Annotated in this window: 12 protein-coding genes and 1 pseudogene; all 13 read right to left on the bottom strand. The window is 40.9% G+C overall.

Going from position 1 to position 15,867, the window contains the following annotated elements:
* Positions 1-106: 106 nt before the first annotated feature.
* Positions 107-1,027: a DUF928 domain-containing protein gene (locus tag RMY64_RS01155; RefSeq protein WP_322670021.1), complete on the bottom strand. Its 921-nt coding sequence runs from the start codon at positions 1,025-1,027 to the stop codon at positions 107-109.
* A 194-nt stretch (positions 1,028-1,221) separates the two neighbouring features.
* A complete protein-coding gene (locus RMY64_RS01150; RefSeq protein WP_322699065.1) occupies positions 1,222-3,783 on the bottom strand; it encodes a CHAT domain-containing protein in 2,562 nt (853 codons plus the stop codon).
* 278 nt (positions 3,784-4,061) lie between these two features.
* Positions 4,062-4,258: pseudogene (locus tag RMY64_RS01145) on the bottom strand (IS1 family transposase); the annotation flags it as partial.
* Positions 4,259-4,270: 12 nt separating this feature from the next.
* Positions 4,271-6,763 (bottom strand): S-layer family protein, encoded by a 2,493-nt coding sequence (locus RMY64_RS01140; protein ID WP_322699064.1) that lies wholly within the window; start codon positions 6,761-6,763, stop codon positions 4,271-4,273.
* Between the two features lie 649 nt (positions 6,764-7,412).
* Positions 7,413-7,580: a CopG family transcriptional regulator gene (locus RMY64_RS01135; protein WP_322662451.1), complete on the bottom strand. Its 168-nt coding sequence runs from the start codon at positions 7,578-7,580 to the stop codon at positions 7,413-7,415.
* A gap of 402 nt (positions 7,581-7,982) precedes the next feature.
* Positions 7,983-9,329 carry a DUF4910 domain-containing protein gene (locus RMY64_RS01130; protein WP_322699063.1) on the bottom strand — a complete coding sequence of 449 codons (1,347 nt, stop codon included), beginning with the start codon at positions 9,327-9,329 and terminating at the stop codon, positions 7,983-7,985.
* Positions 9,330-9,474: 145 nt separating this feature from the next.
* Positions 9,475-10,392: an NAD(P)-dependent oxidoreductase gene (locus RMY64_RS01125; protein ID WP_322699062.1), complete on the bottom strand. Its 918-nt coding sequence runs from the start codon at positions 10,390-10,392 to the stop codon at positions 9,475-9,477.
* Between the two features lie 35 nt (positions 10,393-10,427).
* Positions 10,428-11,312: a hypothetical protein gene (locus RMY64_RS01120; RefSeq protein ID WP_322699061.1), complete on the bottom strand. Its 885-nt coding sequence runs from the start codon at positions 11,310-11,312 to the stop codon at positions 10,428-10,430.
* 157 nt (positions 11,313-11,469) lie between these two features.
* Positions 11,470-12,036: a dTDP-4-dehydrorhamnose 3,5-epimerase gene (gene rfbC / locus RMY64_RS01115; protein WP_322699060.1), complete on the bottom strand. Its 567-nt coding sequence runs from the start codon at positions 12,034-12,036 to the stop codon at positions 11,470-11,472.
* A gap of 39 nt (positions 12,037-12,075) precedes the next feature.
* Positions 12,076-12,729 (bottom strand): PIG-L deacetylase family protein, encoded by a 654-nt coding sequence (locus tag RMY64_RS01110; RefSeq protein WP_322670014.1) that lies wholly within the window; start codon positions 12,727-12,729, stop codon positions 12,076-12,078.
* Complete coding sequence (locus RMY64_RS01105; RefSeq protein WP_322670013.1) at positions 12,726-13,523, bottom strand: sugar phosphate nucleotidyltransferase; 798 nt, start codon at positions 13,521-13,523, stop codon at positions 12,726-12,728. Before RMY64_RS01105 ends, RMY64_RS01110 begins: the two co-directional genes overlap by 4 nt.
* A gap of 36 nt (positions 13,524-13,559) precedes the next feature.
* Positions 13,560-14,825, bottom strand: coding sequence for a class I SAM-dependent methyltransferase (locus tag RMY64_RS01100; RefSeq protein WP_322699059.1), 1,266 nt, complete (start codon positions 14,823-14,825; stop codon positions 13,560-13,562).
* Between the two features lie 10 nt (positions 14,826-14,835).
* Positions 14,836-15,864, bottom strand: coding sequence for an SDR family oxidoreductase (locus RMY64_RS01095; protein WP_322699058.1), 1,029 nt, complete (start codon positions 15,862-15,864; stop codon positions 14,836-14,838).
* Between the last annotated feature and the right edge of the window lie 3 nt (positions 15,865-15,867).

Here is a 15,867-nt window from a genome sequence, read left to right as displayed (position 1 = left end):
AGGGAAACAAAGGGGATAAGGGGGAATTATTGAACAAGTTTCTTCTTTGTCTCCCCCTCTCCTTTGTCTAGCTTGTCTCTTCCCATACCCAATGCCCAAATTGGTATTAGTTAGTAGATGCTAATAAGTTCGCTGTTACAATCTCTTTCAAACTAACTGAGGATAAAAGTTCTTCCCATTGTTTGCGGAGAGTTGCATTGTTAGGTTGAGTAGTGTATACCGATGCCAGTGTTGCCACACAGTCATACCAAACACCGTTTTTACCCAAAATAGTAGCCCGCTTCAAAGCATCTTGCTCTTGGATTGCTGTTGCCAACTCTGCACTGGGCTGGATACGCTGAATCCAACCATCGACGTAAGGCGTACTTGGGCTGAGTTGACCATCTACTTTCAGTGCTAGGAACCATTGATAGTTTTTACCAACGGCTAAAGCGGGTGCATTAGCTGGTAATTCGATCGCGATTACTCCGGTTTTTCCTGCAACTGAAATGTTCATCTGATGTTGCATATTGCCAGCTTCATCTTTGAGGCTGAACACTGCTTCTTCGGCATTGGAAGCTGGGAGATACACCAAGATTGTGGGACGTTCAGATACTGTTGTGCCATAGAAATTTTGGGGCAAGAGGGCGATTAGCGCTGCTGGTTGCGTTGTACTTGTAGTCGATGGATTCAAGTAGTAAGTACCAACACGAGAAGCTCCCGCACTTGCTTGTTGGGGAGCGCCTTTGCCAGGAGCAGGTGTAAAGAGCTTGCCGCGAGAAGCTCCTCCAGTTGCTTGTCTGGGCGCACCTTTGCCAGGAGCAGGTGTAAAGAGGTTGCCACGAGAAGCTCCTCCAGTTGCTTGTCTGGGCGCACCTTTGCCGACAGCAGGGGTAAACATACTACCGCGAGAAGCTCCCCCAGTTGATTGTCTAGGAGAGCTACTGTTGGGGGGTGGGGTAAATGTAACAGCATGGGCAGTAGTCCATGTACTGCTAGCGATCAGAGCGATGACGCTCAATGTACTAGCTAAATATCGACGTTTCACGATCTTTTTCCTTATGTTGTTGAAATATGATACAAACAAAATACGTTTCTTTCGACTATGTTCAGAAGTTCAGATAATCAGTCTAAGTAAGAGTAAAATCAAGGAACTTCTACTAGCAGTATAGGCGATATGGAAAGTAACTGTTGTAAAAAATAGTCTAATTTATTTACAATAAACTGCGTTTTATTACTTAGCTAAATCCAGTTGCCGATCAAAACAAAGCCAGACCAAAAGAACGGTTCGTGGAAATCAGTTTGGCGAATTAGGCTAATTTGTGCTTGTCTTAGTGCTTCGGCTTTAGTGATTTTGGGTTGTCGGAGTTGGTCATAGAAGCGAGTCATGAGCATCGCGGCTGCCCGATCTTTGACGGGCCATAGGGTGGCGATAGTTGAGCGAGCGCCGGATTTGACAGTCAACCCCGCCAGTCCCAGGACGGCGCGATCGTCGCCTGTGGCAGTATCGCAGGCACTTAGTACCAGCAACTCGATGGCTTTTGATGGATCGCTACCCCGATTTTTCAGGAGTTCAGATAATTCTTTAACATTGACTTGTCCATCCCAAGTGAGCAAGAAGGTGTCTTCGAGGCGGGAACTAAACTGTCCGTGGGTTGCTAGGTGGACAATACCTGCACTACTAGATTTCACACGTTCAGCAAGGGCTTGACTGGTGAATTCCTGATTCAGTAACACCCTAGAAGATACCGCCTTGGAGATTTGTTTCACTTCTGATTCCACGGCGGGCAAAGCACTAAAGCCAGCGCGAGATTGGCTAATGCCACCAACGATCGCACTGATGTGGTTTTGATGAAGCGATCGCGTCGCCATTAGTTGCAATCCTGGTGAGAGTGCCACAGCATACTTCTCGATCAGATATTGCTTACCGTCAAAAAGAGCTGCTATGGGAATGTTCCGCAATCGACCATCCAAAACAAACACCAATGTCTTAGTATCAATAAATGCTTGCTCTGCTGACTCTGGACGAATCAACCAACCATAAATTTGTTGAGATAATCGATCTCGGTTTTTAGAATCCGAAACAGGGTTAAGAGCAACCAAAAAATTGTCTAGAGTCTGTTCAATTTCAGTTTGAGATTTGTGAGTGACATAAGAACGGAGTGGTTGCCCTGCTTTGGAGAGAATTACTGTTAAACGATCTGGCAGGATAATCGGATAAATGACGGTTGCAGTGGGATCAACCCGATCAATTTGTTGAGTTCTATCTAAACAGGCTTCCCGAAAAAAGTTATCGAGTTCGGCAATTTGGAGTGCTTCAATCAATTCGCGAGCTTCTATTAGTTCTCCTTGACTAGGTTGATTCTCTAGAAGTAAATCAACCAGTTCTCGGTAGACAGGCTCCACACTGGTGCGAAAAGAGAACTGGACATCAGGGTTGATAGCCACCAAATCTCCCCGCAGTGCCTTTAAAGCGTTGACTGCTTCTGTATAAGCGGTAATCGCTTTTGAGCGATCGCCTTGTTGTTTATACAACTGTCCCACCTGCCAAGCAGATTGAGCAATGATATCGTTAGCTTGGAGTTGGCGGGCAATGTTAAGGGATTTCTGAGTTAACTCCTGTGCTTGGGATAACTGCTGTGTACGCTGATAGAGTTTTCCCCACTGAGTTAGTGCATGAGCTTCGGCTTGAGTATCCTGGATTTGCTGTGCAGATTTGACTGTGACTGCCATCAGTTGTGCCAAATCTTTCAGAGGTAGAATTTGCTCAGAATTTGACTGGTGGTTGAGAGTGGCAACAAAATTGATCGCTGCGTAGAGTGAGGTGTGACTGGGGGACAGTTCCCGGAGTTGTTGGAGTAGTTGAGGTACAAGTGGCGTAGCAAACTCCAGTTTGTCGTAATTGAGGAAAAGTTTGAACTGAGCTAAACGGGCTTGTAATCGATCGCTTGGGTTAGTTGTTAAGAGTTGAGCCTGTTCAAAGTAATCTAATGCGGCTTCTGGATCTTGCAAGTCAACGGCAGTTTGGCCCAGGGCGATCAGAATAGAACTTAACTGAGGTTGGGCTGAAATTTGGCGAGCGATCGCTAAACTTTGTTCTAAAATCTGTTGACTTTTACTATCGCCAATTATTTGCAGAGCCAAACCAAGCGATCGCAGTCCACTGACTTTGACTTCATTATCCGGCATCCTTTGGAGTTTTTGAGTCAGTCCCTCTAACTGCTGTTTAGAACGGCGGTAAAATCCTAAAGTTTGTAAAGCTTGTGCCTGGTTGATTTGACTACCTAAGCTTCCCATTGTGTCGCCTGCTTGCTCGTAAAATTTTTGAGCTTGTTGCCAACTTTCGAGAGCGGTTTCAGCTTTGCCAGTGTGCAATTGCAAATTTGCTTGCGTATTAAGTGCTTGTGCCCAGAGAATTGCATCAGCAGAGGGAATGGAGGTTTGCAACAGTTTCAGACTTTGCTCAATAGACTGTTGGGCTGCTTGCCATTGATTAAGTTCCTGTTGTGCCAGTGAGAGGTAACTTAAACTTAGAGCTTCATTCAAGCGATCGCCTTGGGTATGATACTGTTGTGCTGCCGTTTGCCAAATCGTCACTGCTTCAGCAAAGCGTCCTGAATGGTAGAGTTTTCGTCCCTGTTCTAGCCAATTGCTAGGCTGGGAAGTTGATACTGACACATTCAGGGTAGAAGTTGTTGGTATTTGCAGAGATGCTCTAGCAGGTGTGATGGTTACTGTCAAACACAAGCTCAAAATACTCAGACTAATATATAGCCAACGACGTTGTTTAATTAGGAAAATCATCAGTAGTTCTCAGTATACATATTTAGGAGTTTCCATATTCTGTTACTTTCATCTTGATAGGATTGCTTAGAGAATTTCTGGGCAATTTAACTTTTTGGAACAGATGCACAAGTTAACTGCGGCTGTTTATTTGCAGTAGATTGGGTGGCAATTTTAATATTCCCTAAATGGGAAACAATGTCCCACAAGAATTTAAATGTTTCTGAACTGCGTAGGCTTTGCCTGCCGTTGGCGTTCGCGTTAGCGTCTCTGAAAGAGAAGCCTCTGGTAGAGAAGGCATCGCTGATGACCCAAGCTAAGATACCCTCATGAAAATGATTTACCGCCGTCCACAACCAAACTTTATTTTTTTGAACCTATGAATGTTTCTAGTTCATCTAAGTTCTCCAACTTCTGGCACGTCGTCACTAGGCGGTACGTCAGGTAGTTTAGAGCCTATTTGTTTTAACCAATAAATTACGGTTATATGGTGAACTCTCAAGACTGATTAATTTGGCGTTGCAGCACAGGTTAAAGATGGTTGTATATACGCTGGTTGAACTGCAATTAACTCAATTTTACCGTCAGCGTTGCGCTGCCAAGTTGTAGCTTCAACGAGAACCTTTGAGGATGCTGGAATCTGGGCATTTAGCTCACCCGTTTTGCGGTAAGCAGATAAATCTCGTATATCATCCCAAGTTCGTAGGCGTAGCCCATCGTAGACATCACTCGTCACCTGATTAGGATTTTGCGGCACACCACCTCGTCCCGTTGCCACAAAGCGGCTGCCTTCACTGCCTGCGCAGCCTGTAGCAATTTGCTGGGATGGATCGGTGACATTTGCAGGCAGTTCGACTAAACCAGAATTTGGATCGATACCGATAGTATTAACTTGAACCGTGCCACTTACCCCAAATTGGGAACTGGCGGTGATGTCACTGTCAGGAGTGAGTTGGTTGCGGAACTTCAGCCCAAAAATGCCTTGAGTAGTGATTTGGATATTACCACCTCTGCCTTGCACTGCATTGGCAATAATGTCGCTGTTTTTTAAGCCGACGATGATGGGTGCATTGATGTTTATATTACCTCCATTCCCCAATCCGCCAGCTGTTGAGGTTATCTGGCTATTGTCTTGCAGAAGTAACAGGTTTGTGGTGGATAATTTAATATTGCCACCATTACCGGATTCTGTTTGTGCTTGAATAAACCCTTGATTCTTTAATTGGATGCTGGCTGCATTGATGTTAATATTGCCACTATTTCCACTGCCTTGACTGGTGACACTGACTGTCCCGCCATTCGTCAGCGTTAAGTTCGGTGTGGTAATGCTCACAGTCCCGGCATTTGCTGTTAATATATCTGGCAGACCAAATCGTTTCCGCAATAATGAATTGGGTCGGATGGTGGAGGCGTTAATGCTACTATTAGTTGCCCGACCTTGACCACTGATGACGATCGCTTCAGCAGCATTAATGCTCAAATCTCCCCCATTACCTGCAAAAAATGCGGTAGTGGCAACTGCTCCGCCATCCAAAATTTGCAATTTCGCAGTATCCAGGGTCAAGGTTTTGGCACTTCCAGTTGCAAATGTAGTTGAGCTAATGTTGCTGTAAAGTCCAGAGGGACTTTCTCCCATCACCGTGGTATTGTTGTTGCGAATCGTCACTTTACCGCTAGAACCACTGCCAAAGGTAGCCGAAGATAGTGAGGCACCGCTTGAAACTAGTAGACTATTACTATTGACGAAAACATCACCAGCATTTCCAGTGCTTAGTGTAGTAGTGTTGAGTGTGGTGACGTCAGCAGGATTATTGGGTGAAAAGCCAGACAGTTCAATGGCGGTTGCATCAATGTAAATATTGCTACTCGGAGCTGTTCCATAAGTTGTGCTATTCAACCCCGCTCCCGACTTAATAGTGAGGTTGGGAGTAATAACGCTGATATTCCCACTAGCTCCCATAGCAAAAGCATTACTACGCACTCCGCTCTGAATTGTGCCATCAGCTGTTTTGGCAATCAGATTAATGGACTCTGTAGCCTGAAGGCGAATATCACCACCGGGGAGATTGCCAAAATTTTGCGCCAGTACCAGAGAGCCATCAGTGAATTGAATTTGCCTACCCTGAATTTGAACGGAACCTGCATTCACACCGCTAATATCTAATAGCGATCGCTGTGCCAATTGAATATCGCCAAAGCTTTGTACATCGCCATATCCCAGTGTATAACCCTGTGCGGTTGGTATCAGGTTTACCAATGCTGTACCGTTTACACTACCCAATTCAACTCGCCCTCTTTCAGCGATCAGGTTTGCCCCATTTAGATTTATGTCGCCACCCACTAAGGCTAGAGTGTTTCCTGGCTGTACCCGCAGTTTTGTAGAACTGGGAGTTTGAATCGGGGGAAGCAGAGCCAGTCCACTGACATTCCTCAAAGTATGTCCTGTACCTTGAACATTGATGGGTGCGGGATTGTTGCCCAGTTGCAACCCAATGGGAACATTGATAGTCAACAACGGGGTAGCTTGGGAATTAATTGCGCTAAACTCAGCACCATCGGCAAATTTAATACTGCTGGCAGTTGTACCAATAAACGAACCCCCAATGTTTAGTTGGGCATTGGCTCCAAAGATGATTCCACTAGGGTTGATCAAGAAGAGACTAACGGGGTTGTTGCCGTTAATCGTCTGAATCAAGCCATCAATGCTAGAGATATTACCGCCAGTAACACGGCTGAAGATGGTAGAAATGTTGGGCGTGTTCGTTAAATCAAAAGTAGCCGAACCGCCAGTGGGAACTGAAAACTGCTGGAAACTGTGAAATAAGTTACTGTTGGCGGCACTACCATTAGTAATGGTGAAGTTATTACCGCTTTGGGAGACAGTAGTATTCAAGCTGCCATCAGGAGTTACCTGGGCGTTGGCAAAGCTGCACCAAAGTGGTATTACCATCAACGGCACTATTCTACTGCACAGACCCAAGGGAATGGAGGTCGTTGTCATTGCCAAGCCTTTATTTATACCTTGTATTTTAGGTTGCCCAAAATGGTATGATTTTGAACCCTTAACAAGGCGATCGCTTTCCTCAAAACGCTGAATAACTCACTGAAAAATACAGTCCATTTTCCTGAAGCGATCGCTTTTCACCGTCTACCGATATCAGGGGAATGTCCCAATCTGCCAAAACTCAATTGCGATCGCGCCGCAAATACATAGTGGTTGCTTTGCTGAGTATATTCTTGAAAAAAGCGCAAAGCCAGATATCAAGAAGGGTATTCTGCGCGAAAAAATGGATAAATTACTGCTTAAAGACAGCCACAAAACTTTAAATTTGGTGGTTTACAAAACACTTGCAGACTTGCTATTGCTACAAGTAAGCAAGCCAGTAAGAACATCTTGATGCTGAATTCTACCTTTTATTCAATTAATTTGATATTTTTAATTATGCAAGTGTATCAAAATGATTGCACGATATCCAAAGCAAAAGTCAGAGCGAAGATTTCCTCGGCTCTGAACTTTGTAAGAGAGTATTCTTATTTAAATTCCCTAACTTTACTTATAGGGATTCACTGTTAGCTGATAACTGTTAAGCAGCATATTTCACTGACAAATTAAAATGTACTTATTCTGTTTCACTTTTTTGCAGTTTAATTCATGAGCTTTCAGAGGCTTTTTCATCTTTAGGATAAAGAGAGCGAATTAACTCCCGAATTACATCAGTTGCTGGTCTGCCTGTCGTTGAACAGTATTGTTCAAGCTTCTGTGCCTCGCCTGATGTGAGATTGATTGTAAGTCGTTTAACAGCCCATTTTTTATTCATGTACTAGATAAGGTATGTTTTTGAAACTACTTCTCTAATATCAATCATCTAAACTGCTCTTACAATGGTATAAGTAATGACATTTAGTTCAAGTAATCATGAAGTTAAATAGGATATTTTTCCCAGCAATAGCGAAAATATGAAGTATATTCTAGATTATAAAGTTAAGCTACTTTCTAGGCAGTAATTATAAATAGGATGTAAAAATAATATTAAATATATGAATACAAAATAAGTATTCTCACAGAACGTTTAAACGCAGAGGGACACAGAGTATAGCGCAAAGGAGCGCAAAGTAAGTTTTGAGTCTATTCGCTACGAACTCAGGGTTAGCTGTGCTTAGTTGGTTTTAATTGTTAACATTGATTCTGACGCCTTGGCGGAGCGTCTCCGGCTTTGCTCCTAAATTATGACTTCTGAATTCTTCTTCAATAAGTCATGTGTTGATAATGTATCGGCAGCAGATTTAATTACATCAAATGGCATTGCCGACTTTTCTGCAATATCTAATAGAGTATGCTGACCGTCAGATAAATTTAAAACCCACAGGATTGCCATTTCATTTAGTCCGCTATCTTTGTTACCACCAACTGCTCGATATATTCCTCTTTTACCTAACTGTGGCTCACATTTAGGATTTTTGTTGTAGTAGATTTCGTTATTGTTGAGGATATGCAACATTGAATGACATTGAAAGAATGACTCGGCTAGATATTGGGGTTGAACGAAATTTAAATCGTCTGCTGAGGTATGGTATTCAGGAAAACTACCATGAGGCGATCGCATGAAGCAACCTACAGCTAAATTAAATCCAGGCGAGCAATATTGTCGCTCATCATAGCCATAGGGGAAGAAATCTATAATTTTGTGATCTTGTTTTGAGTTTTTGAGTACATAAGCAGCAACTTTATCGATTTCAGTGTCACCTCTACGACTTTTTTTGTAGGTAAAGTTGCCTGCATCTCCTAAACAAGTTAATACCAAGCCATGTTTAATGTTATTGACTTGAGCTTCATTAAGAGCCAACCATGTAATTGAGCCAATGGTTCCGGGAATCCAGAGAAATCTGTAGGAATATCTTGATGTCGTTTGACTTAAATATCTAGCCAGAAAAGTAGCGATCGCAATTCCCGAAAGATTATCATTACACAGTGAAGGATGACACGCATGGCAAGAAATCAAGACTTCATCAGTACTGTCCCCTGGAATATAATACTCACCATAAGTCAAATAACCTGGTTGCAGAGAAGAATCAATACATACTTCATATTCTTCATCTTTTAGTTGCAAATACTGATTGTGAGTCAGGCAAAAACCCCAACTTTCCTTGTAATATGAAGTTCGGTAAGGAATCCAATTAGGATAATCGGCAAGTGTAAATAGATGCGATTTAAGTTCTGGAAGAGATATTTTTTGATGTATAGGAATACTATAGTTAACAACGTGCAAATTTGAATTAGTAAAATCTACAATCTTTTCACCTTGAGAGTTTTTAATATAGGCATCTTTAATATTCCACTCATTAGGGACTGTCCAATCAAATACCTCTGTTCCTGTTGGCACTTCATGAACTGACAAAGGAATATACTGCTGGAGACTTTTTAAAGTTTCTCTAAAACCATTACCTGTAATACTACGGCAAATGGGATATAAATCAGAAATTAGTTGGTAAATTTCTAGACTGATATCCTTTAAGTTCAAAGAATTTTTTAAATCGACTAAATTAATATTCTGAATATCTGCAACCATAAATAGAATCCTTGTGAACTTGTGTATCTAATCTTTTATCCTGAAATCAAGGGGTATCTTTACGTCTACACGTAGTATCAATTGAGTTGGGGTTTAAATTCCCAACTTCAACTGTCTTTAATTTTGAATTTTGAATTTTGAATTGTTAATGATGTTTTGTATACCAATTTACAGTCAATTCTAAGCCCTTCTTTAGAGGGATTGAAGGTTGCCAACCCAGTTTATCGTATGTATAAGCCGTATCAGCTACTCTTATTCTTTCCATCGGCCGCTCAGGTAAAGCACCAAATAGAGGCTGGATTTGAGGGTTAACCAGATTAACAACCTGGGACACAACTGCATGAATGGGTACTAGTTCTCCCGAACCTAAGTCAAATGTACAACCCTCTACATTAGGAACTTGTGTTACAGCCAGAAGTCCTGCAATCACGTCATCGATATAAATCCAATCAACTTGACGCTTTCCACTACTAAGTTTTGGAGCTTGCCCTTGCAACAAGGAAAGAATAACAGAAGGAACGATCTTATACACATTTTGCCCTGGCCCATAGGTCATAAAGGGTCTAACAAGAACTACAGGTGTCTGATAGAGTCGATGGAACATCCGACCATAAGTACTACTAGCAAATTTAGCAATAGCGTAAGGAGAAGAAGGAACTACTTCAGGACGATCTTGTTCTGGTTCTTCTAAAGAAGCTATTAACACAATGCGACTACAGCCAATTTCGGCAGCTACCGTCAACAAGTTAATAGTACTAGTCAGTAAACTGTGAAAGGTAGGCAATATGAACTCTAGATTAGAAACTGCTGTCACAAGACCGGATAAATGGAAGATTAGGTCAGGTTTAATGCTGTGGAAAAGGTTTTGAACAAACTTAATGTCTTCCATGTCACCGTGCCACCATCGCAAGCAGCTGATATCAGAAGTATGAAAACTGCGAGAAACAGCATGTACTTCTGCACCATTCTGGCATAAATGACGGACTAAATGAGATCCTAGAAATCCGCTAGCACCTGTAATTAGTATTGTTTGTCCAGACAATTTTTCAACAGAGTTCACCATTTATACAGACTGGAGTTGGGAAAACAAAAGTTATTCTACAAGAGATTGTTTGTTGTAGACAACAACAATGTGTCAGTAATCGGATAGAAGTCAGTGCCTCGTAAAAAGTCGCCTAAAGAAGTTCCTGTACAAGCTGAATCAATATTTGGCGCACCCTTTTGAGCTATGACATCATCAAAATGTACAGTTCTAAAGTCAATACTAAAACGGGTATAGCCTGATGTGTTGGGAATAGTGGAGTGCATCTGCGCTCCTGAAAAGAGAATCATGCCACCGACTTGTGTAATTAACCGCAATTGCGGCTCCATTTCTAAAGTTTCTTCTGCATGGGGTTGCTTGCGCGTATCTGTTTTAATATGCTGTGCCGCATTTTTGCGACTTTCTTTAGTCCACTGACCGTAGTCATAATCCCTTGAGGTATTCTTAACTGGTTGACTCCAGTAGCGGGGATGGAATGCCATCGCATTCTCTGGGGTAATATCGTAGACGGGAATCCACCAGTTGATCTGGCACTGAGGAGCAGAGTACCAGGTGTCACGATGAGGATGGAAAGCGTAAGCAATGCCAGCAGTCAGATAGCGATCGCTGGTTGCTGTTCTCAGGCGAGGTACATCGAAATAGGTTTTGTTTAAGTCACATCCACTTTCTTTCAAGATGCCTTGAATAAGTTGTTTAGATTCAGGGTGATGGATAAAAGCTGGCTTGAGTTGTGCTAAAATCTCAACGTATTTCTCTACAGGCAGGCTATGTTGTGCATCTCTTGGATCTAAAGGGGCAAATGCTTCTTCAACCATGCCACGAGCAAAATCACATAGAGCGATCGCACTGGCGCAAGGAGAAAAGACAAACACTTGTCCATCATAAAGATGCTTGCGTCTGATTTCATCACTAAAAATCGAATCAAAATAAATTGTACTCACTTCGCCCTCATTTGCTGTAACAAAGTTTGAACACAGTATTAAGTATGAAAATCAAAATTTAATTTTTCAAATTTTGATTTTCTGTGTCTGTGCGCCTCTGTGCGTTCCTAATCCTATATTCACTCAGCAACTATATATTTTTAAATTGCTCTTACTCTTAAAAGTCTGACATTACCGTAGGCGTTACAATTTCTTTCGATTCAAATAAACTCCAAGCCCGATCTTTATCCGAAATTTCAGTCACAGATAGAGGCCATTCAATACCAAAAGCTGGGTCATCATAGCGATACCCGCCAGCATATTCTGGTGCATAAAAGTCACCCATTTGATACATCACCTCCGTCTCATCGCTGAGAGTTTGAAAACCGTGAGCACATCTATCTGGGATATAGAGAGCAAGACGATTTTCAGCAGTTAACTCTATACCAATATGAGATAAATAACTAGGAGATTCTGGACGCAAATCGATAATTAGATCATAAATAGCCCCCTTGATACAACGCACCAATTTTGTTTCCTGAGAAGGAGGCATTTGATAATGCATACCCCGCAATGTTCCTTTTTTATAGTTAAAAGATAAATTGCATTGGGCAATAGTAGGTTTTAAGCCACGATCTTGAAATTCCTGAATACAGAAACTCCGAGCAAAAAAGCCCCGACTATCTCGGTGCAACTCTAAATCAACAATAAATGCTTCTTTTATTTTAGTTTCAGTAAAGATCATAAATTTGCAAATTAGCGAGAAAATTAAAACTCTAATTTTTTAGAAAAACATTTTTCGACAGTAAAATGCTTCAGCATATTTACTCGGTGAATTTGATTCAATCCCACGAATTCTGAGAATTGCACGAAAAGTCTCTTCTGTAAACCACTGCTTATTATTCTGGGTAGCAAACGCATCCAAAATATATTGAATTTTTCGATGGCAGAGTGTTTCATTTAAATGAACAAAGAAATTAGGAATACCCAAATCACCGTCATATTTGGGTATTTCATATTCTAAAATTAAATGATTTCTAAAGGTATTCCAAGTCAAGTCAGAAATTAAGCGGTGATCTTGATGGCGATCGTCTCGATGATGAGTAAAGACTATATCTGGTGAAAATTCCTGCTTTAACTGTTCAAAGCACTCCTTTACCTTTATCCCTTCAAAAGGCAGAAAGCCATCTCGAAAATTTTTAATGATAATTTTCTTGACTGGGATTTCTTTTAAGAATAGATTAGCACTTATGGTTGCTTCCTGCGCTCTTTGCTCGTTGGAACTAAAGACAACCCAATAGATAACAACATCTTGGTAATTTTCTATTAGCTTTAAGATTGTGCCTCCACAACCAATCTCGATATCATCGCAATGAGAACCTAGACAAAGAATTTTGTACTCAGATTCTTCTGTCTTGTTCAAGGTAAGTTGGATCATAGATGGCTAACTTCTAGTTGTTCATCTCCCCATACTTCCCAAGGTCTTTCGCCTTGAGCATACATATCATCTAACTGTTGCTTCTCTTTAAACGTATCCATTACCCCGAAAAAGCCAGTGTATCGATACGCAAAAAGTTCTTTTTTGGCAATCAGTCTTTGAAAAGGTTCAAGAACAAGTTCTTCGCCACGATTAATATAGTTAAAAATCTCTTTTTTAAAGATAAAATATCCTCCATTAATCCAAATATCACGTTGCTTGACCTCATTGATATCCTTTACCAAACCATCCTCATCCATATCAACTAGGTGAAAACTTTGGCTAGGTCTAACACACAAAAAACTACCAATTTTATCACGCTCATAAAAATGATTAATATACGTTGGCAGATGCAAGTCTGTCAAACCGTCACTATAGTTAGCTAAAAATACTTCTTCTCCTTCTAGATACTTTTCTACTGCCTTGAATCTTTGTCCAATATTGGCAGTTAACCCTGTATCTACAAATGTGATATTCCAGTCTTGAATATCCCGATTAAACAACTGAATGTTGCTGCCATTGGAAAGGCTAAAGTTATTAGAAAGCCATTCATTGTAATTCAAAAAATAGCTTTTAATTAAGTCAGCTTTGTAACCAAGACATAAGATAAAATCTTTGTGCCCATAGTGAGCATAGTATTTCATTACGTGCCATAATATTGGTCTATAACCAATATTCACCATTGGCTTAGGAATACTTTCTGAATACTCTCTCATTCTAGTTCCTAAACCACCGCAAAATAAAACTACTTTCATGTTATTTACCTCTTTTTGATAAAAAATATCAAATACTCAAGAGTAGATATTCACTTCAGGAATTGGTACAACAAATTGACCTCCCCAATCCCGAATATAAGCCATTTGTGCCATAATTTCATTTTTCAGATTCCAGGGCAAAATTAGTAGATAGTCAGGCTTTGTTTCGGTAATTTTGTCTGGATGAAAAATCGGAATATGAGTTCCTGGTAAAAATTGACCCTGTTTGTAAGGGTTACGGTCTACTGTATAGTCAAGAAAATCTGTGCGGATACCACAATAGTTTAAAAGAGTATTTCCCTTACCTGGAGCACCGTAACCAACAATCGATTTTCCCTCCCGCTTAACTTCGATCAAAAAATCTAATAACTTGCGTTTAGTTTCTTTAACCTGTTCTCCAAAGGAAAAATAGTATTCTAATTGCGTAAAACCAGCCGCTTCTTCTCTAGATTTCAGTTCTGATACTTGATGACTAACGGGTTTAGAAGAGTCTTCATTGTGGCGGGCATAAATTCTCAAAGAACCACCATGAGTAGTTAATTCTTCTACATCAAAAATTGTCAAACCGTGAGCTGCAAAAATCTTTTCTACGGTAAGAAAGGAAAAATAAGAGAAATGCTCGTGGTAAATAGTATCAAACTGATTTTCCTCGATTAACCGCATCAAGTGGGGAAATTCCATAGTAATTACACCATACGGTTTGAGGATAATTTTCATCCCTTTGACAAAATCATTGAGATATGGTGTGTGAGCAAGGACATTATTTCCGAGTAATAAATCTGCCTGTTTGCCTTGAGCAACCTGTTCTTGGGCTGTCTTCTGTCCAAAAAACTTGACAACTGTAGGAATACCTTTTTTAATTGCTACTTCAGCAACATTTGCTGCTGGTTCTATTCCCAGCGCTGGGATATTTTTGGCAACAAAGTATTGCAGCAAGTAACCATCATTGCTAGCAATTTCTATTACTTGACTCTCCTGGTTTAATTGTAAACGTTCTACTACCAAATCAACGTATTTTTTAGCGTGTTGCAACCAGCTATCAGAGTAGGAAGAGAAATAAGCGTAGTCACTAAAAATATTTTCCGGGCTAATGTATTCTTGGAGTTGAACTAAAAAACATTCCTCACAAACATAGACATGCAGAGGATAAAATGGCTCCACTTCATTGAGTTGTTTGAGACTGCGATAGCTTTCGCAGGGAGGAGACATCCCTAAATCTACGAAGGTATGGCGCAACCCTGTTCCACAGAACAGACAGTTACCAGTTATTAGTTGATTATTTGTTGATTTTGATAAATTCATAATTTATATTTTAAACAGTCTGCCAGAAGAAATCTCGATCGATTTGCTGGGTGCGAATGAGGTATTCCAGTTGTTTCAGGCGAGTAAAACCTCTAGACTCAAATGTTTCTTTATCCATATCAATTTGCTGGAAGACATTATATAGTTGTTGGGCACCGCGTTGGGCATCCCATTCACATTTGAATCCTGGTAAATTTTGGTTAATCTTATTAAATAAAACCCGATAGCTGCGATTGTCAGGATCGTGTTTACCAAAGCTCAATTGACAATCTGTAAAAACATCTGCAACTATTTGAGCAATTTGTTTGACTTGATAGTTGCTATTTGTATCGCCGACATTGAAAATTTGGTTGTGAATTAGATCGCGCGGAGCTTCTAAGGTACAGATAATTGCTTTGCAGATATCCAATAAATGCACTAAGGGACGCCAAGGTGTACCGTCGCTATTCATCTTGATTTCTTTTATTGTCCATGCCCAACCGGCTAGATTGTTTAAGACAATATCAAAGCGCATTCTGGGAGAAGCGCCATAGGCTGTGGCATTTCGGAGAAAGGTGGGAGAAAAGCTATCATCAGCAAGGAGTTTCACATCCTGTTCGACAAGTGCTTTGCATTTGGCATAAGCTGTTTGGGGATTGATGGTAGACTCTTCGCTAACGTAGTCTTCAGTGGCAAAACCATAGACACTGCATGATGAAGTATAGACAAAGCGTTGAATTCCTGCTGCTTTTGCTAGTTTCGCTATATGTACTGAGCCTTTGTGGTTGATATCGTAGGTGATATCAGGAGCTAACTGACCTAAAGGATCGTTAGAGAGTTCTGCCATGTGAACTATTGCTTCTACGCCTTGTAGGTCTTCTATTGTAATGTGGCGGATGTCTTTGTTGAGGGTTTTGGCAGTTAGCTTAGTGCCGTTATATAGCCAACCTACTTTATAAAAGCCAGTATCTAAACCAATAACTTCATGACCTTGTTGGATCAACAAAGGAGCTAATAATGAGCCGATATAACCTTCAGTTCCAGTTACAAGTATTTTCATATC

It is taken from the genome of Nostoc sp. DedQUE08 (genome assembly GCF_034530895.1).
In the GTDB taxonomy this organism is placed as follows: domain Bacteria; phylum Cyanobacteriota; class Cyanobacteriia; order Cyanobacteriales; family Nostocaceae; genus Nostoc.
This window is presented reverse-complemented; position numbering and strand designations above follow the sequence as displayed.

Bases quoted from the DNA above. Each gene is read 5' to 3' on its own strand.
- RMY64_RS01140 (WP_322699064.1), bottom strand. From the start codon at position 6,763: ATGACAACGACCTCCATTCCCTTGGGTCTGTGCAGTAGAATAGTGCCG.
- RMY64_RS01125 (WP_322699062.1), bottom strand. From the start codon at position 10,392: ATGGTGAACTCTGTTGAAAAATTGTCTGGACAAACAATACTAATTACA.
- RMY64_RS01135 (WP_322662451.1), bottom strand. From the start codon at position 7,580: ATGAATAAAAAATGGGCTGTTAAACGACTTACAATCAATCTCACATCA.
- RMY64_RS01130 (WP_322699063.1), bottom strand. From the start codon at position 9,329: ATGGTTGCAGATATTCAGAATATTAATTTAGTCGATTTAAAAAATTCT.
- RMY64_RS01110 (WP_322670014.1), bottom strand. From the start codon at position 12,729: ATGATCCAACTTACCTTGAACAAGACAGAAGAATCTGAGTACAAAATT.
- rfbC (WP_322699060.1), bottom strand. From the start codon at position 12,036: ATGATCTTTACTGAAACTAAAATAAAAGAAGCATTTATTGTTGATTTA.
- RMY64_RS01100 (WP_322699059.1), bottom strand. From the start codon at position 14,825: ATGAATTTATCAAAATCAACAAATAATCAACTAATAACTGGTAACTGT.
- RMY64_RS01095 (WP_322699058.1), bottom strand. From the start codon at position 15,864: ATGAAAATACTTGTAACTGGAACTGAAGGTTATATCGGCTCATTATTA.
- RMY64_RS01105 (WP_322670013.1), bottom strand. From the start codon at position 13,523: ATGAAAGTAGTTTTATTTTGCGGTGGTTTAGGAACTAGAATGAGAGAG.
- RMY64_RS01150 (WP_322699065.1), bottom strand. From the start codon at position 3,783: ATGATTTTCCTAATTAAACAACGTCGTTGGCTATATATTAGTCTGAGT.